Origin of the sequence: Komagataeibacter xylinus NBRC 15237 (assembly GCF_001571345.1) — a bacterium.
Taxonomy (GTDB): domain Bacteria; phylum Pseudomonadota; class Alphaproteobacteria; order Acetobacterales; family Acetobacteraceae; genus Komagataeibacter; species Komagataeibacter xylinus.
In genome coordinates, this window is record NZ_BCTP01000002.1 from 55,226 (window position 1) to 71,780 (window position 16,555).

A 16,555-nucleotide genomic window follows, 5' to 3' on the forward strand; every position below is an offset into this window, starting at 1 on the left:
TTCCTTCGCTCCTGACTGCTTCATATCCATTACCCCCGGGCGCATCAGCGCGGGAGCAGGCCCGCATGCGGCCTAGACCGGGTTGGCCAGGCGGGCGAGTTCGGCCCGCAATTCCTCAATCCCGGCCCCGGTCGTGCTGCTCGTGGCCAGCACATCGGGGAAGGCTGCGGCATGCGCGCGTACGATCTCGCCCACTTCGCGCAGCTTGGCCGCGAGCGCGGGCGGCTTTGGCACATCGCACTTGGTCAGCACGACCTGAAAGGTCACCGCCGCGCGGTCGAGCATCTTCATGATCTCTTCGTCGCTGGCCTTGAGTTCCACCCGGCTGTCAAGCAGCAGCACCACGCGGCGCAGCGTGGGCCGGCCGCGCAGGTAGGAGAACATCATGCCCTGCCAGTCTTCCTTCACCGCCTTCGCCGCCTTGGCAAAGCCGTAGCCCGGCATGTCAACGAGGGTGAGGCGGTCGGCAAGTTCAAAGAAGTTGAGCTGCTTGGTCCGCCCCGGCTCGGATGAGGCGCGCGCCAGCGCCCTACGCCCGGTCAACGCGTTGATCAGGCTGGACTTGCCCACGTTGGAGCGACCGGCAAACGCAATCTCGGGCAGGATCGGGTCAGGCAGTTGCCCGAGCTTCTGCGCGCCGAACACGAAGTTGAATTCACCGGCAAACAGCACGCGACCGGTCTCGCGGTCGCGTTCCATTTCCTCTGGCGTGGGGGCGGGGGTCGAGAAATCCACCATGTTGGTCCCTGCGGTCATTTCTTCCCGGCCGGCAGCTTGGCCTGGCCGGTCGCTGCGGCGGCGGCCTTCGTGTTCATGCGGCGCTGGATCACGGTCTGCTGCAGCATGGTCAGCAGGTTGTTCCAGCAATAATAGATCACGAGGCCAGCGGGCTGGCGCGCCATGAAGAAGGTGAAGATGATCGGCATGAACTGGAACATCTTCTGCTGCGCCGGATCAACCGAAGGGGCCGGGTTCAGCTTCTGCTGGATGAACATGGTCAGCCCGAACGCCATCGGCCACAGGCCAAGCTGGAGCATGGGCGAGATGACCGAGGGATCCCACGGGATCAGCCCGAACAGGGTGAACAGGTTTGTCGGGTCAAAGGCCGAAAGGTCATGGATCCAGCCAAAGAACGGCGCGTGACGCATCTCGATGGTCACGTACAGGTCCTTGTACAGGCACCAGAACACGGGGATCTGCAACAGCATGGGCAGGCAGCCGCTGGCAGGGTTCACGCCTTCCTGCTTGTACAGCCCGATCATCTGCTGGTTGAGCGCCATCTGGTCGTCTTTATAGCGCTCGCGCAGGGCTTTGATCTTGGGCTGGAGCTGGCGCATCTTGCCCATGGAATGGAACTGCTTGGTGGCCAGCGGGAAGAACAGCGCCTTGACCAGCAGGGTGAACGCCATCAGGGCGAGGCCAAAATTGCCCAGCATGGTGTTCAGCCAGTCCAGCACCGTAAAGATGGGGCGGGTGAGGAACGCAAACCAGCCGAAATCAACCGCTTTCCAGAAATCGGGGATATGCAGGCTGGACTCGTATTTCTCCAGCAGCGGCACTTCCTTCGCACCGGCAAAGACATGGCTTTCGGTGCAGGCTTCGCCACCTGCCGCCACGACAAGCGGCGCGCGCGCGGTAAAGCCGACATCATAGATGCCCTTGTCCCCACCCTGGGAGAGGAAGGCGTAGTTGGCCGCCACATCGCTATCCTGCTGCGGAATCACGGCAGAAAGCCAGTATTTGTCGGTAATGCCAGCCCAGCCACCCTGGCCGGGCTTGGACCACGCAATGTTGCCCGGCGGCACGGCGGCCTTGCGCAGCGACTTGTAGGAGCTTTCATCAAGCCGGTGATCAATGACCGAGATCGGCCCTTCATGCACCAGGTAGCCGCCCGTCTCGACCGGCGTGTAGCCACGCTCCACGCGTGAGAACGGGTAGAGCGACACCCCGTCGCCGCCATGGTTGACCACCTTCTGCGTGACCGTGAACATGTAGTTGGGGTCAATGGCAATGGCGATCTGGAACACCTGGCCCTGGCCGTTATCCCAGCTCAGGGTTACGGGCTGCGCCTCGGTCAGCCTGTCGTGGTCGGCGGTCCATACCGTATTGGCGTCGGGCACACGCACCTGACCGCCGCTGATATTGGTCCAGCCGACTTCGACAAGGTTGGGCTGCTCGCCGCCACGCGGCGCGAGCACGCGCACGAGCGGGCTGCCGTCCTTGACGGTTTCATGGTAATTCTTGAGCACGAGGTCATCGAGCCGCGCACCACGCAGGTCGAGCGAGCCAGCCACCCGGCCGGCATCGATCGTAACCCGCGGGTCAGGCGCGTCAGGCTGCGCCGCCTGCCCGGCAGCCGGTGTGGCCGCGCCATCGGCTGCGACAGGCGCAGGCGCGGACTGCTGCGCGGGGGCCTGCGGCTCGACCGTCTTATGGTTCTGCTGTGGCAGAAAATATTCGAAACCAACCAGCACCACGGCAGACAGTGCTGTTGCCACCATAAAACGCTTGATATCCATCAGCGACCCGCCAGACTTTTACTGTTTTGCATGCCACAGCCGCAGGCCGTGCCGGGAACAGGGTCGTGACCGCCCGCGTTCCACGGGTTGCAGCGCAGGATGCGCCACCCGGCCAGCACGCTACCACGCCCTGCCCCATGAAGGGCGATCGCGTCACGCGCATAATGACTGCATGAAGGAGTGAAACGGCAATGCGCGCCCCAGATGGGGCGGATCACCAGTTGATACGCGCGAATCATCGCGCGCAGCACATGGGCAGGCAGGCTGATGGAAGACGTGCTCACGATCCTTCCTTCACCCCGGCCTTGCTCAGGGCCTTGCGGTAATCGGCCAGAAGCGACTCGAACCGCCGCCCCCGCGTGCCAGAACGGCCTATGACCACGATATCGACGCCTTCAAGCGCCTGCTCGCGGCCCAGAATCCGCACAACCTCGCGCAGGCGCCGCCGCACGCGGTTCCGCACGACGGAATTACCTACTTTTTTGGTAACGGTAAAACCAAAGCGGGCGGCATCCGCGTCACCGCGTTCAAGCGCCTGCAGCACCAGCCCCGGCATGGGGGCCTTGCGGCCTTTGGCCGCGACCCGCAGGAACTCGGCGCGTTTTTTAAGACGCGTGGACTGATCGGCCACTTCAAGCCGCCCCTTTAGTAGAGACATTCATCGTTGCGGGCCTGGAAATGGCCCGTAACGTCAAGACGTCACCTGCCTCAGGCAGAAAGACGCTTGCGGCCCTTGCTGCGACGGTTTGCAACAATCCTGCGGCCACCAACGGTTTCCATACGCGAACGGAAGCCGTGGCGACGCTTGCGGACCAGCTTCGAGGGTTGATACGTGCGCTTCACAACGGCACTCCCAGATTGACAATGACAGACAGGTTACGGAATAGATTCCATCAGGCCCAGCACCATGCACAAGGCCCGAGCGGCGCCTTATACTGCCGCTTTCGGGCAACGTCAATGCTGCCCGCCCCTTGAACCCGAACCGGATGATTTTCCGTGCCCAGCCCCAGCTCCGACTCCGCCATGACCGAAGCGCTCAGGCGGCACATCCACGACATTCGTGGCCACCTCTCGCCTGCCATGCTGCGGGCGGATTCGCTGGCCCTGAGCAAGGATGAACGCACGCGCACCGCCGCGCGCGACATCATTGCAGCGCTCGAGGCCACCACGAAGGAACTCAGCGCCATGCGCCGCCTGCTGCCCGCGCGCCAGCCCTGACGGCAATCAGGCGTGAGGGTGCTTTTCGATCAGTTCAATCTTGTAGCCGTCCGGGTCTTCGACAAAGGCTATGAAGGTCGTGCCGAATTTGACCGGCCCCGGCTCGCGCGTGACCTTGCCGCCACCAGCACGCACCTTCTCCACCAATGCCTTCACATCCGGCACGCCCAGCGCGAAGTGACCGAAACCGGTGCCCACGTCATAGCCATCATCAACGCCCCAGTTATAGGTCAGCTCGATTTCGGCCTGGCCTGCGGCATTGTCGCCATAGCCAATGAACACAAGGGTGTATTTGCCTTCCGGCACCACCTTGCGCCGTAGCTCCTGCATGCCCAGCAACTCGTAGAAGGCAAGGCTTGCCTCGAGGTCGCGCACGCGCACCATGGTATGGAGGTAGGTTCCCACTGGCGTTTGTCCCTTCAGGTTGTTTTTGCGTCCCCGCCCGCAAATCCGGTCAGGAACAAGCCGGCCTCATCTGCCATGGCAATGCAGGCGGCAGGGTCGGTCATGAGCGTGGCCCCGGCCTCGATGGCAATGCCACGCAGCCCTGCCGCCGCGGCCCCCGCAACCGTGCGCGGCCCGATGGTAGGCAGGTCGGCGCGGCGCTCCTGGCCAGGCTTGGCCATTTTGACCAGAACGCCGCCAGGCCGGTCGGGTTGCCGTAACGCGCCCACGCGCTCGAGCATGCGGTCCGTGCCTTCCAGCGCCTCGACCGCCAGCACCAGCCCGCCCTGCACCACACAGCCCTGCCCGATATCAAGCGCGCCAAGCTGGCGCACTACCCGGCAACCGAGTTCCATGTCAGCCAGAGCCGCTTCATCAGGCGCATGCCGCCCCATCGCGCCCCGACGGGCCACGGAACCGGCAAGATATTCATGTGCGCCGCGAATGGTGAAGCCTTCCTCGCCCAACACCCGCACGATGGCGCCGAGCAGGCCGTCATCACCCGCGAACAGGGCCTTGCCAATGCGCGCGAGAATGCGCGCCCCCGTGGCATCAGGCCGCAGATTGACAAGGGAGGGCCGCCGCACCGGGCCAATCATCACCAGATCGCGGCAGCCATGTTCATGCAGGGTGGACAGGATTTCACCCGCCGCGGCAAGGCGGATCATGCGGTGGGGCCAGGGGCCAATCACATCCGGCTCGGCAAACCCCTGGAAGCCGACGATAAAAACCTGCCCGCCAGCCTGCGTTACCGCGCGGGCCACCTGGCCGGGCAGCGGGCCGCCCCCGGCAAGAATGCCGACACACTGCCCCGCAAGCCGACCGGCTTCGTGCTCAGGCGCCATCGCTCTCGATCATGTCGCCGCCCTGCACGCGCACAAGCCCGCGATGGCTGGGAGCTGCGATAAAATCGAGAATTTCAACCACGCGCGCATCATCGGCATAGGTGTTGCGCACATGCTCGAGCCGGGTCTGGAACACGGTGCCGGTAGCATGCGCCGCCTTGGGATACAGCGCGCGGAACGCCTGGCGCATGCGCCGGATCTCATCAGGCTGCACGCCGTTGCGCCGCAGCCAGATCCAGTGCAGCCCCACCAGCCGCGCGCGGTTGCCCAGCACGCTGCCATACGGGATCACGTCGGCTTCCACGCCACACACACCGCCCACAAGGGCCGCACGGCCGATGCGCACGAACTGGTGCAGCGCCGCCGCCCCCATGATGCGGGCATCATCGCCAATCGTGACATGGCCACCCATGACCACGTTGTTGACGATGATCACCCCGCGCCCGAGCGTGCAGTCATGCGCCACATGGGAGTTGGCCATGATCAGGCAGTCCGGCCCGATGCAGGTAATGCCCGTGCCCGTGGCCGTGCCACGATGAATGGTCACGTTTTCACGGATGATGGTGCGCGCGCCCACCACGCACGCGGTCGGCTCGCCCCTGTATTTCAGGTCCTGCGGCGCCATGCCCACGGTGGTGAACGGGTAGCACACGACCCCTTCGCCCAGCGTGGTATGGCCGTCAATCACCACATGCGAGATCAGTTCGACATTATCGCCAATCTCGACATCAGGCCCCACCGTGCACCACGGCCCGATCCGGACCCCGCCGCCAATGCGCGCCCGACTGGAAACAATGGATGACGGATGGATTTCAAGCGCTTTGTCACGCCGTTCATCGAGTTGGGTACCGTTAGATGAACTTCCTGCCAGAATAGCCTCCATCCCCGCAAGTAACTATGGCTTTGGAAAGCGGAGCCGCGCGGCGGCCCGTTCCCTGCGGGATTACCCCATGATCATGGCGCTGAACGTTGCTTCGGCAACGGACACGCCATCAACACGCGCAACGCCCTTGAACTTCCAGACATTGGCGCGGCTGCGTTCCTTCTCCACATGAATGTGCAACTGGTCGCCCGGGCCTACGGGGCGGCGGAACTTCGCGCCATCGATGGTCATGAAATAGACCAGCTTGCCCTCGAAGGCCTGCCCGAGCGTCAGCACCACCAGGGCTGCTGCGGTCTGGGCCATCGCCTCGATGATGAGCACGCCCGGCATGACGGGGCGGGCAGGAAAATGCCCCTGGAAATGCGGCTCGTTGACCGTGACATTCTTGATGCCAACCGCCGACTGCCCCAGCACGATATCGACCATGCGGTCAATCAGCAGGAACGGATAGCGATGGGGAATCGCTTCCATGATCCGCATGATGTCAATCGATTCCAGGGTCGCGGGCTTGGCGTCCGCTGGCAGTGCCTCTACTTCTTTATCCACGTCGTCCAACCACTTGTTCGGTAAGGAGGGAAAACCTGCCACCAGATGGGCGCGGCGCCTCCTACCGGTTGAATATCTGATGACGTCTGGCGATCAGGCCTTGTCAGCCTTTTCCCCGCCGCCATCCTGCGTCGTTTTCCTGGCCATTCGACGCATAAAGGCCACGTTCCGGAAGAATTCCCGGAAAGGCATCGCCGGACTGCCGATCACGTCGGCTCCGGCGTCCACATCGGACATGACGCCACACTGCGCCCCGATCCGGGCCTTGGCACCGATCTTGATGTGTCCGATCAGCCCGGCCTGCGCCGCGACGGTCACGAAATCACCGAGTTCGGTGGAACCGGAAATCCCTGCCTGGGACACGACGATACAGCAGCGTCCCAGCCGCGCATTATGGCCAATCTGCACCAGATTGTCGAGGCGCGAGCCCGCACCGATCACGGTATCACGGATCGAGCCGCGATCCACCGTGGAATTGGCGCCGATCTCCACGCCATCTTCGAGGATGACACGGCCAAGCTGCGGCACGTTCTCGAAGCCCTCGGGCGTTACGGCAAAGCCGAACCCGTCCTGCCCGATGCGCGCGCCAGGCAGCAGGGTCACCCGCTCGCCCAGCAGCGCGTGCGAGATGGCGACATGCGCGCCAATACGGCAACGCGCGCCAATCTCGACACCCGCGCCAATGCTGGCATGGGTGCCGATATCCACCCCCGCCCCTACGCGCACCCGCTCACCAAGCACGGCAAACGCGCCAATGGCGGCGGTCGGATCAATCTCGCACCCCGCGCCGATTACGGCGGTGGGGTGAATGCCTGGCACAACCGGCGGCGCGGGATAGAACAGGGTGGCGATTCGCGCCCATGCCTGATACGGCGCGCGCGATACCAGCACCGCCGCATGCGCGGGCACCTTGTCGGCAAAGGCGGGGGCCACGATCACGGCTCCCGCGCCCGTGCCTTCAAGCAGGGGCAGGTAGCGGCGGTTATCAAGAAAGCTGACCTGCGCGCGCGTGGCGGATTGCAGGGGGGCTATGCCGGCAAACCGGCGCGCCTCGCCGCCATCCTTCGCCTCGCGCAGTTCGGCCCCGCTGCACCGGGCCAGGTCAGCCAGGTCAAATGGCCCCTGCGTGACAAAGAAGCGTGGATCGCCTGGTATGTTGTCCGGCGTCACTGTCATGAAACGGACCTTAATGCTTGGCGGGCGCAGCAGCCGCCGGGGCGGGAGCGGGCTTGTCGGCATCGGCCGTGGTGGGCATGGTGCCCGATTTGGCCAGCACCTCGGGGTCGGCATCCGCAGCGGGGATGAAGACGGTGGGCAGCACGGCGTTAAGCTGGGTTGCCACCTGCTGCGTAACGTCAAGCGGCTCCTGGCTCAGGGCCACCTGCTCACGATGCAGCACAAGGTTCATGCCACGGCTGGCGGCCACCTGCCGAATGATCTGCACCAGTTCACGCTCGATCTGGCCCAACGCCACCTGAGCCGCCTCCTGAATGACGCGGTTGCGGTTGCGAAAATCCTTCTGCGCCGCCATGACCCGTTCCTGCAGCTTGCGCTCCTGGGCCTGGATCTGGTCGGACGCCATGGTCTTCGCCTGGCCCTGCAGCTTCTGCTGCTCATCGCGCCAGCCTGCCTGCTCCTTCTGCGCCTCACGCGCGAGGTCATCACGCCGGGCGCCAAGCACGCGCTCGGCCTGCTGGGCCGCACTCGACAGGCGCATCACTTCAGGCACACTGATCACACCAATGACGGGCGCGGGCGGCGGTGCGCTCTTGGACACGTCAGGCGCCTTGGGCACGGGCGGCAGCGGCAGGATCGGCGGATTCTGGGGCTGCGCCTCCTCCATATCGGTCGGGGCGGCGGCGAGCGGCATGGGCGCCGCCGCCTCACGCTGGGGGGCACGGGCCGCAGGCTGCGATGCCTTGGGCACGAACCACCCGGCATTGCCGCCGGTTCCCTGCGCATGGGCGCTCGATACGGCCTGATATCCCCACCCGAGCAGAGCGGTTGCGGCAAGCAGACGGATGCCGGATTTACGCAACATTATCACCTCAGAATTGTTGGCCGAAGCCGAAGCGGAGCAGCTGGGTCCTGTCATTGGTTCCCTTGTGCAGGGGAACACCCAGATCAATATTCACGAGACCGAACGGACTCTTCCACGCAATGCCCACGCCTGTCGAGACAACAGGTGTCAGCGTATCGTCATAGACCGGAGTATATTTCGGCCAGTCCTTCATGGAGGTGTAGCGACGGCGCACGCGCAGGCCATCGAGGCCACCCATATCCACGAAGTAACGGCCCTTGATGCCCATGGCCGAGGCGAACGGGATGGGGAAGTCCACCTGCGCCGAGGCCGTATACATGAACCGGCCACCCAGGAAGTCCTGCTGCGAATGCATCGGGTTGCCGTCACGCGCGGGAATGGCGTAGCTTCGCGGCCCGACGCCACCATCCATGAAGCCGCGCAGCGAGTTACCACCAAGATAGAAGTTATCGATGATGTCGCTGCGACCGCCGCCCCAGTTCATGATGTCGCCCGCGCCACCACGGAAGCTGACGGTCCAGTCATGGTTGCCCATGATGCTGTCGAGCGGAATGTAGTAGGCGGCATCGACCTTGCCACGCAGGTAGCGCTCGTTGCCGCCGATACCCGCGAAGTCACCACCCACACGTACCACGAAACCTTTATGCGGCTGCTGCCGCCGGTCGCGTGTATCGTATGTCAGTGTGGTGCTGAGCTGCGACAGCAGCGACCAGCCGGACTGGTCCTGCACGTAATACGACGAATCCGACCACGTATCATCCACCTGCCGGTCGGTCAGCGTATAGCTCCACGACTGCGACAGGTGGCTGTTGTAGGAATAGCCCATCCGCAGCGTGATGCCATACCGGCCTTCAGAATAGCTCTGATAGGTCATGTAATGGTTCTGCATGCCGAAGATATCGATACCGGCCACAAGGTTGCGGTTGAGGAAATACGGGTCGGTCAGCGAGATGTCGGCCTGGTCTTCATAATACGCGGCGGTGCCGGTAAAGCCGGCATCGATGCCGGTGCCGAGCAGGTTATGCTGCTTGAGGCCAAGGTTGCCGAGCACGCCCGCATCGGTCGAATAACCGCCACCGAGCGAGAATTCGCCGGTAGGCTTTTCCACCACATCGGCCGAGATGTTAACCTTGTCCGGCGCGGAACCCGGGGTCTGGTCGATCGACACGGTCTTGAAGAAGCCGAGGTCTTCAAGAATCATCTTGGAATATTTGCGGTCGAGCGGGGTGTACGGGTCGCCTTCGGCCATGGGCAGCTGGCGGCGGATCACCTTGTCTTCGGTAATGGTGTTGCCGTTGATGTCGATGCGCTCGACATACATCCGCGGCCCTTCGCTGATGTCGAACAGCAGGTTGACGGTGCGCTTTTCGGGGTTGCGGGCGATCTCGGGGTGCACCATGGCGAAGGGATAGCCCTTGCCCTGCAGCAACTCCTGCATGTTGGTGGCGTTATGCTGGATCGCGCTGCCGTCGTACCACTGCCCATGGAAAAGCGAGATGTACTTCTTCATCGAATCCGCCGAGACATGCCGCAGCGAGGACTGCACGCTCATCTTGTTCAGGCGGTAGCGCGGGCCTTCCTCCATCGTATAGGTGATGTAGAAGCTCTTGCGGTCAGGCGAGAGTTCGCCCGTGGCGTTCTTGACCTGAAAATCGACAAAGCCGTTCTTCAGGTAGAAACGATGCAGCAGTTCGGCGTCGTATTTGATGCGCTCGGGGTTGTACTGGTCGCTTGAGGCAAAGAAACGGTACCATGCCGTCTCCTTCGAGGAAACGATGCCCGCAAGCTGCGCGCTGCTGAACGACTTGTTGCCAACGAACGTGACCTTCTTGATCAGGGTCTTCTGCGCTTCGTTGATATGGAAGATCACATCCACCCGGTTATGCGCGAGCCGGATGATCTGGGGGGTGACGGTGGCGGCGTAACGCGCTTTTTCGGCATAGACGCCCAGGATCTTCTGCCGGTCGGCCGAGATGCCCTGCGGCGAGTAGACCGCGCGCGGGCGCAGCGAGATGACCTTGGTCAGGTCCTCATCCTTGGCGGCGTGATTGCCCTCGAACACGATGCGGTTGACGATCGGGTTCTCGACCACATGCACTTCAAGCACATTACCCACGCGCTTGAGCGTTACATCATGGAACAGGCCGGTGGCGTAGAGCGTCTTGAGCGAACGGTCGAGCAGATCCTGGTTGAACCGGTCACCGGGCTGCACGACCATGTAGGACAGGATGGTGCTGGTCTCGATCCGGCTGTTGCCCTTGATGTCAACCGCCTCGATCGGGTCCTCCAGCGGGGGGGGCTTGATCGCCTCCACCTGGGGGCCCTGAGCCTCATCCGCGCCGCCGGGCGCCGCCTCTCCACCGAATGGCGTGTTCTGTGCCGCTTCATCCTGTGCGTAGGCGCCAGCGGTCCAGAACAGCGGCACAACGCAGACAGACGCAAGCAGCGCTGAACGTTTACTCGACAATATCGCTATTCCTCACCACTCGGCATGCGGATCAGCCATGCATTAAGACCGGATGGAGGGCCGGCTCCCTTCCTGTCATGTATCAGCCTTGGTGGCGCACCTATCCGATATACACCACACTGTGCAAGCACTTGTATCACTCGGTGCACCTTACCCGTGTCCAGCGCGCGAGGCGAGCCACTGAAACAGCCCAAAATGTGACAGATCGTTAAATGTCGAAAACAGGAATAGCCCGGCAATGAGGGCGAAGCCAACCTGGAAGCTGACCTCCTGCACCCGGCGCGAAACCGGTCGCCCCAGAATAGCCTCAAAAATATAAAATACCAGCCGCCCGCCATCAAGAATCGGCACCGGGAACAGGTTGATCAGTCCAAGATTGATCGACAGCAGCGCCATGAAGGAAACGAGGCTCGCCACCCCGTACTGCGCCACCTGCCCCGACATCTGGGCAATGCGCAGCGGGCCGCCAAGATCCTTGGCGGTGTGCTGGCCGGTGACCATCTGCCACAGCCCCTCAAGCGTCTGGACCGAAACGTTCCACGTCTCCTTCACGGCCGAGACGAAGGCGCGCGGCACGGATTGCGGCTGGTCGATCGTCACCGCGAAGACCACGCCAAGCTGCCCGTGCGGCTTGCCGCCCTTTTCCGCAACACTGCCGATATGGACGGGCAGCGTGCTGTCGCCCCCCGTGCGGTGAATGCCCAGCGTGGTGTCCAGGCCCGGCCGGGCGGCTACGAAGTCGTGCAGGTCGGTCGCGTCACGCACCGCGTGGTCGCCCACGCGCGTGATCATGTCGCCCTTTTCCACCCCGGCCACGGCAGCCGCGCTGCCCGGCGCCACCGTATCAACCTGCGTGAGCAGGCGGGGCTGGCCCGTCGTGGCATACAGCCCGGTAAACAGCACGATGGCGAGCAGGAAATTGAAAACCGGCCCCGCCAGGATCACGATGGCCCGCGAGCCTACCGGCTTGTCATGAAAAGTGCGACCGGGCTGCCAGGCGGCCTTCTGTTCCTCGGTCGCGTCTTCCGGCCCTTCGAATCCATGCGGGCGCACGTAGCCGCCAAGCGGAACCGGGCACAGCCGCCATTCCGTGCCCACGCTGTCATGCCAGCGCAGCAGCGGGCGGCCGAAACCGATCGAAAACACCTCGACATGCACGCCACGCCAGCGGGCGGCAAGGTAGTGACCAAGTTCGTGGATGAAGACCAGCACTCCCAACACAAAGGAGAACGCCAGAAGGGTCCGGATCAGATCATGCATGAATGCTAAGCTATCCCCCGATGGCCGCCATGACCATCCACAATCACATCAAGCCGCGCGGGCAGCGGTGCGCAGGCGGGCGACACGACGGGCTTCGCCATCCCAGTGCAGGACCTGCTCCAGCGTATCCGCGCGCTGCGGCCCGATGGACTGCATCACATCCTCGACGATGCGGGCAATATCAAGAAAGCCGATTTCGCGCTTGAGGAAAGCCTCGACCGCGATTTCATTCGCCCCGGACAGGATGGCCGGCATGGCCCCGCCCTCGCGCAGGGATTCGCGCGCAAGGCGCAGCGCGGGGAAGCGGACTTCATCAGGCGCTTCAAAATCAAGCCGCGCCAGCGCCGCAAGGTCGAGCCGGGGCGAGTTGGTGGGCATGCGCCTGGGCCAGGCCAACGTGTGGGCGATGGGGATGCGCATGTCAGCCGAGCCAAGCTGGGCCACTATGGAGCCATCGGTATACTGCACCATGCCATGCACAACGGATTGCGGGTGCACGACCACGCCGAGCTTGTCCTCGGTCACGTTGAACAGGCGGGCGGCCTCGATCAGTTCCAGCCCCTTGTTGAACATGGTGGCGGAATCGATGGTGATCTTGGCCCCCATGGTCCAGGTCGGGTGCTTGAGCGCGGCTTCAAGCGGGGCCTTTTCCATTTCCTCAAGCGTGGCGCGGCGGAACGGCCCGCCCGATGCGGTGAGGATGATCTGCTCGACCTCATCGGCCTGCTTGTCGGCCATGGACTGGAACACCGCGTTATGCTCGGAATCGACCGGCAGCAGCACAGCCCCCGCATCGGCCACGGCCTTGAGCATGACATCGCCCGCGCAGACCAGCGCCTCCTTGTTGGCAAGGGCCACGGCATTGCCGTTCTTCACCGCCGCCAGCGTGGGTTCCAGGCCGGTCGCCCCCGTAATGGCCGCCATGGTCCAGTCAACCGACAGGCTTGCCGCCTCGATCACGGCCTTGCGGCCACCGGCGGTCTCGATGCCCGTGCCCGCCAGCAGGGTTTCCAGTTCCGGCAGCAGGGTTTCATCGGCAATGACCGCGCGGCGGGCGCCCAGGGCGCGGGCCTGCTCGGCCAGTCTGGCCACATTGCGCCCGCCCACCAGCGCGCCGGTGCTGAACTGCCCGGGCGCCTGCAGCAGCAGGTCCACCGTGGAGCAGCCGATGCTGCCCGTACTGCCCAGAACGGAAACTGTCTTCATTGCAACCTTATTCCCCAAAACGTCCCATGACCGGGACCATGGCTTCAGTGCTGGCCCACATACCAGAAAGCCGCCCGCCCTGCCGCCCCCAAAGACAGCAGGGCCGCCATGGGGGCCGCGACCAGCAGCCCGTCAAAACGGTCGAGCAGGCCGCCATGGCCAGGCAGGATGGTACCCGAATCCTTTACGCCACGCGCCCGCTTGAGCGCGCTTTCCGCCAGATCACCCACCTGGGCTGCAAGGGCGATCACCCCGCCAAACACCGCACCCCGCCACAGCGCGCCCGGCTGGGCCGCGGGCATGAGGCTTGCGATCAGCATGCCGCCGAGCACTGCGCAGCCAAGCCCCCCAATGGAGCCTGACCACGTCTTGGCAGGCGAAATGCGCGGCGCCAGCTTGGGGCCACCAAAAAGGCGGCCTGTCATGTAGGCCCCGGTATCGCTCAGCGCCACGCAGGCCACGACAAACAGGACCACCCCTGCCCCCGGGTCACTCATGGCGCGCAGCCACAGCAATGACAGCCCGGCACAGCCAATGGCCACCTGCCCCGCCCCGAGCGCCGGGCCAAGCACAAGCCCCGCCACCATGACCAGCAGCGCGCCGCTCCAGTGGCCTGCCACGGCGGCAATGCCGATGCACGCGGCCCACGCCATGCACAACTGCCCGCGCCGCGTTTCAAGCCCGAAGCCGAACATCCGCGCCCACTCGACCGCCATGCCCGCCATGGCCAGCACGATCATCGCGCCATAAAGCAGGCCGCCATACCACACGCACAGCCCGGCGCACGGTATCAGCACCGCAGCCGACAGCACGCGTGCGCGCAGGTCTTTCCAGTTGCCGGATTTTGCAGGCGTGGCGGAAGCCACCGCCCCTTCACGCCGGTCTTGCACCGAATCGCCTTTCACGCCGCGAATAGATCTCGAGCACGGTATCGAAATGCGCCTCGTCAAAATCCGGCCAGGGCGTGTCGAGAAAAACCAGCTCGGCATAGGCCGACTGCCACAGCAGGAAGTTCGACAGGCGGCTCTCGCCGCTGGTGCGCACCACCAGGTCGGGGTCCGGCATGCCTGCCGTCAGCAGGGCGCTGGCAAAGAGGGATTCATCAATCTCGTCAGCCGCGATATCGCCCCGCGCCACGGCCTGCGCCATGCGGGCCGCCGCCTGCACGATATCCGCCCGCCCGCCATAGGAAAGGGCAAGAACCAGCACCAGCCGGTCATTGCCCATTGTCACCTGCTCGGCACGCCGCGCTTCTTCCTGAATGTCAGGGGGGAATCGCGTCAGGTCGCCAATGATGCGCAGCCGCACGCCTTCGCGCGACAGTTCGGCCACCTTGTGACGCAGGTAAAAGCGCAGCAGCCCGGTCAGGTCAGCGACCTCGCCGGGCGTGCGCCGCCAGTTTTCCGATGAAAAGGCATAAAGCGTAAGCCACTTCACGCCGCGCTTGATCGCGACCGTAACAGTGCGCTGCACCGCCTCGGCCCCGGCGCGATGGCCCGCCAGCAGCGGCAACCCCCGCATATTGGCCCAGCGCCCGTTGCCATCCATGATGATGGCAACATGCTCGGGCAGGCACGCAGCGCCTGCAACCGGATGATCTGACCCGGACAAGACCTGATCGTCCTCCTTCGTCATGCGCGATAGGGAGTGGGGAAAAGCGGGACAGGATGCACGGACGGGTCAGACCTGCTTGATCTCGCGTTCTTTCTCGACCAGCAGGTCGTCCACGCGCTTGACGTACTGGTCCGTCAGCTTCTGGATCGCGTCAGACCATGTCTTGACGTCGTCCTCGCTGATGTCGCCCGCCTTCTCCAGCTTCTTGGTCTGGTCCATGCCATCGCGGCGCACGCCACGCACGGCAATCTTGCCGTTCTCGGCATATTTGCCAGCGGCGCGGGCCAGTTCGTTGCGGCGCTCTTCCGTCAGTTGCGGAATGGGCACGCGCACGGTCTGGCCATCGGCCGCCGGGTTCAGGCCCAGCCCCGCATCACGGATCGCGCGCTCGACGGCACCCACCAGCGTGCGGTCCCATACCTGCACGGTCAGCATGCGCGCCTCGGGCACGGCAATGGAGCCAACCTGCGTGAGCGGCACTTCGCCGCCATAGGCTTCAACCCGCACCGGCTCAAGCAGGGCCGGGCTGGCACGACCTGAACGCAGGCCCGCGAAATCACGGCGCAGGCTTTCGATGGCGCCGTCCATGCGGCGGGTCAGATCCGCCAGCAAACTTTTCTGATCGACAGACACTGTGGCCCTCCTCCTAATAATCAGTCCATCGCCTGGCGCATCTGCGCCACGGGCAATCCGGCGTGCGTCAGCCCGCCGCCACGATGGTGGTAAAACGCCCCTCGCCCCGCATCACGCGCGAGAAGGGTTCCTGGCCGTGAATGTTGAAGACCACGATGGGCAGGCGGTTCTCGCGCGCCAGGCTGATGGCTGCCGCATCCATGACATTGAGGTCATTGGCCAGCACATCGCGGTAGGTCAGCGTGTCATACCGCGTGGCATCGGGGTGCTTGCGCGGGTCGGCGGAATACACGCCATCAACCTGCGTGCCCTTGAACAGGGCATCGCATTCCATTTCGGCCGCACGCAGCGCAGCACCCGTGTCGGTGGTGAAGAACGGGTTACCGGTGCCTGCGGCGAAGATCACCACCCGCCCCTTTTCCATGTGCCGCACGGCGCGGCGGCGGATATAGGGCTCGGCGATGGAGGACATGTGGATGGCCGTCATGACCCGCGTGGGCACGCCGTGGCGCTCGAGCGAGTTCTGCATGAGCAGCGCGTTGATCACGGTGGCCAGCATGCCGGCGTAATCGCCCTGCGCGCGGTCCATGCCGCCGGCTGCCGCCGCAACCCCACGGAAGATGTTGCCGCCGCCAATGACAAGGCACACCTCAACCCCGGTCCGTGCCACGGCCGCCACGTCAACCGCAATGGCGTCAACCGTTGCCGGATCGACGCCGTAAGACCCGCTCCCCATCAGGGCCTCGCCTGACACCTTGAGCAGAACACGCTTGTATGACGGAGCGGGGGGTTTGACGGGCTGGGTCATTGGGCCTCGGAACAGGTCAGGCAAACAGGGCTAGGGACGGGCAGGCCGCCCGGCCATGCCCTGTCATATAG

Annotated in this window: 19 protein-coding genes; 1 reads left to right on the plus strand and 18 read right to left on the minus strand. The window is 64.3% G+C overall.

Annotated features, from left to right (window positions below; translation table 11 throughout):
- Positions 1-72: 72 nt before the first annotated feature.
- From yihA to rpmH, 5 genes are all read right to left on the minus strand, one after another.
- Positions 73-738 (minus strand): ribosome biogenesis GTP-binding protein YihA/YsxC, encoded by a 666-nt coding sequence (gene yihA / locus GXY01S_RS01100; RefSeq protein WP_061271640.1) that lies wholly within the window; start codon positions 736-738, stop codon positions 73-75.
- A gap of 14 nt (positions 739-752) precedes the next feature.
- Positions 753-2,519, minus strand: a complete 1,767-nt coding sequence (gene yidC / locus GXY01S_RS01105; protein WP_061271550.1) for a membrane protein insertase YidC — start codon at positions 2,517-2,519, stop codon at positions 753-755.
- Positions 2,519-2,803 (minus strand): membrane protein insertion efficiency factor YidD, encoded by a 285-nt coding sequence (gene yidD / locus GXY01S_RS01110; protein WP_061271551.1) that lies wholly within the window; start codon positions 2,801-2,803, stop codon positions 2,519-2,521. Before yidD ends, yidC begins: the two co-directional genes overlap by 1 nt.
- Positions 2,800-3,150: a ribonuclease P protein component gene (gene rnpA, locus GXY01S_RS01115; RefSeq protein WP_061271552.1), complete on the minus strand. Its 351-nt coding sequence runs from the start codon at positions 3,148-3,150 to the stop codon at positions 2,800-2,802. Before rnpA ends, yidD begins: the two co-directional genes overlap by 4 nt.
- Positions 3,151-3,227: 77 nt before the next feature.
- Complete coding sequence (gene rpmH, locus GXY01S_RS16895) at positions 3,228-3,362, minus strand: 50S ribosomal protein L34 (RefSeq protein ID WP_082770661.1); 135 nt, start codon at positions 3,360-3,362, stop codon at positions 3,228-3,230.
- 153 nt (positions 3,363-3,515) lie between these two features.
- Here rpmH and GXY01S_RS01120 point away from each other — a divergent pair, with 153 nt between their 5' ends.
- Entirely contained in the window at positions 3,516-3,737 is a 222-nt protein-coding gene (locus tag GXY01S_RS01120) for a hypothetical protein (protein ID WP_129551748.1), read from the plus strand.
- A 6-nt stretch (positions 3,738-3,743) separates the two neighbouring features.
- On the opposite strand, the gene gloA is transcribed toward GXY01S_RS01120, so the two are convergent.
- From gloA to pyrH, 13 genes are all read right to left on the minus strand, one after another.
- A complete protein-coding gene (gloA, locus tag GXY01S_RS01125) occupies positions 3,744-4,142 on the minus strand; it encodes a lactoylglutathione lyase (protein WP_061271553.1) in 399 nt (132 codons plus the stop codon).
- A 14-nt stretch (positions 4,143-4,156) separates the two neighbouring features.
- Entirely contained in the window at positions 4,157-5,026 is an 870-nt protein-coding gene (locus GXY01S_RS01130) for an LpxI family protein (protein WP_061271554.1), read from the minus strand.
- Positions 5,016-5,909: an acyl-ACP--UDP-N-acetylglucosamine O-acyltransferase gene (gene lpxA, locus GXY01S_RS01135; RefSeq protein WP_061271555.1), complete on the minus strand. Its 894-nt coding sequence runs from the start codon at positions 5,907-5,909 to the stop codon at positions 5,016-5,018. The genes GXY01S_RS01130 and lpxA overlap by 11 nt, the downstream gene beginning before the upstream one ends.
- A gap of 60 nt (positions 5,910-5,969) precedes the next feature.
- A complete protein-coding gene (gene fabZ, locus GXY01S_RS01140; RefSeq protein WP_061271642.1) occupies positions 5,970-6,455 on the minus strand; it encodes a 3-hydroxyacyl-ACP dehydratase FabZ in 486 nt (161 codons plus the stop codon).
- 93 nt (positions 6,456-6,548) lie between these two features.
- A complete protein-coding gene (lpxD, locus tag GXY01S_RS01145; protein ID WP_061271643.1) occupies positions 6,549-7,631 on the minus strand; it encodes a UDP-3-O-(3-hydroxymyristoyl)glucosamine N-acyltransferase in 1,083 nt (360 codons plus the stop codon).
- A gap of 10 nt (positions 7,632-7,641) precedes the next feature.
- Complete coding sequence (locus GXY01S_RS01150; protein WP_061271556.1) at positions 7,642-8,496, minus strand: OmpH family outer membrane protein; 855 nt, start codon at positions 8,494-8,496, stop codon at positions 7,642-7,644.
- A 7-nt stretch (positions 8,497-8,503) separates the two neighbouring features.
- A complete protein-coding gene (bamA, locus tag GXY01S_RS01155) occupies positions 8,504-10,921 on the minus strand; it encodes an outer membrane protein assembly factor BamA (protein WP_082770663.1) in 2,418 nt (805 codons plus the stop codon).
- A gap of 192 nt (positions 10,922-11,113) precedes the next feature.
- Positions 11,114-12,223 carry an RIP metalloprotease RseP gene (gene rseP / locus GXY01S_RS01160; RefSeq protein ID WP_061271558.1) on the minus strand — a complete coding sequence of 370 codons (1,110 nt, stop codon included), beginning with the start codon at positions 12,221-12,223 and terminating at the stop codon, positions 11,114-11,116.
- A 48-nt stretch (positions 12,224-12,271) separates the two neighbouring features.
- Positions 12,272-13,429, minus strand: a complete 1,158-nt coding sequence (dxr, locus tag GXY01S_RS01165) for a 1-deoxy-D-xylulose-5-phosphate reductoisomerase (RefSeq protein ID WP_061271559.1) — start codon at positions 13,427-13,429, stop codon at positions 12,272-12,274.
- 44 nt (positions 13,430-13,473) lie between these two features.
- A complete protein-coding gene (locus GXY01S_RS01170) occupies positions 13,474-14,319 on the minus strand; it encodes a phosphatidate cytidylyltransferase (protein WP_061271560.1) in 846 nt (281 codons plus the stop codon).
- Complete coding sequence (gene uppS, locus GXY01S_RS01175; protein WP_242501409.1) at positions 14,303-14,977, minus strand: polyprenyl diphosphate synthase; 675 nt, start codon at positions 14,975-14,977, stop codon at positions 14,303-14,305. Before uppS ends, GXY01S_RS01170 begins: the two co-directional genes overlap by 17 nt.
- 132 nt (positions 14,978-15,109) lie before the next feature.
- Positions 15,110-15,676, minus strand: a complete 567-nt coding sequence (frr, locus tag GXY01S_RS01180; protein ID WP_061271562.1) for a ribosome recycling factor — start codon at positions 15,674-15,676, stop codon at positions 15,110-15,112.
- A gap of 67 nt (positions 15,677-15,743) precedes the next feature.
- Positions 15,744-16,484, minus strand: a complete 741-nt coding sequence (gene pyrH, locus GXY01S_RS01185; RefSeq protein ID WP_061271563.1) for a UMP kinase — start codon at positions 16,482-16,484, stop codon at positions 15,744-15,746.
- Positions 16,485-16,555 lie beyond the last annotated feature (71 nt).

Bases quoted from the DNA above. Each gene is read 5' to 3' on its own strand.
- GXY01S_RS01150 (WP_061271556.1), bottom strand. From the start codon at position 8,496: ATGTTGCGTAAATCCGGCATCCGTCTGCTTGCCGCAACCGCTCTGCTC.
- pyrH (WP_061271563.1), bottom strand. From the start codon at position 16,484: ATGACCCAGCCCGTCAAACCCCCCGCTCCGTCATACAAGCGTGTTCTG.
- lpxD (WP_061271643.1), bottom strand. From the start codon at position 7,631: ATGACAGTGACGCCGGACAACATACCAGGCGATCCACGCTTCTTTGTC.
- dxr (WP_061271559.1), bottom strand. From the start codon at position 13,429: ATGAAGACAGTTTCCGTTCTGGGCAGTACGGGCAGCATCGGCTGCTCC.
- GXY01S_RS01130 (WP_061271554.1), bottom strand. From the start codon at position 5,026: ATGGCGCCTGAGCACGAAGCCGGTCGGCTTGCGGGGCAGTGTGTCGGC.
- uppS (WP_242501409.1), bottom strand. From the start codon at position 14,977: ATGGATGGCAACGGGCGCTGGGCCAATATGCGGGGGTTGCCGCTGCTG.
- rseP (WP_061271558.1), bottom strand. From the start codon at position 12,223: ATGCATGATCTGATCCGGACCCTTCTGGCGTTCTCCTTTGTGTTGGGA.
- yidC (WP_061271550.1), bottom strand. From the start codon at position 2,519: ATGGATATCAAGCGTTTTATGGTGGCAACAGCACTGTCTGCCGTGGTG.
- lpxA (WP_061271555.1), bottom strand. From the start codon at position 5,909: ATGGAGGCTATTCTGGCAGGAAGTTCATCTAACGGTACCCAACTCGAT.
- yihA (WP_061271640.1), bottom strand. From the start codon at position 738: ATGGTGGATTTCTCGACCCCCGCCCCCACGCCAGAGGAAATGGAACGC.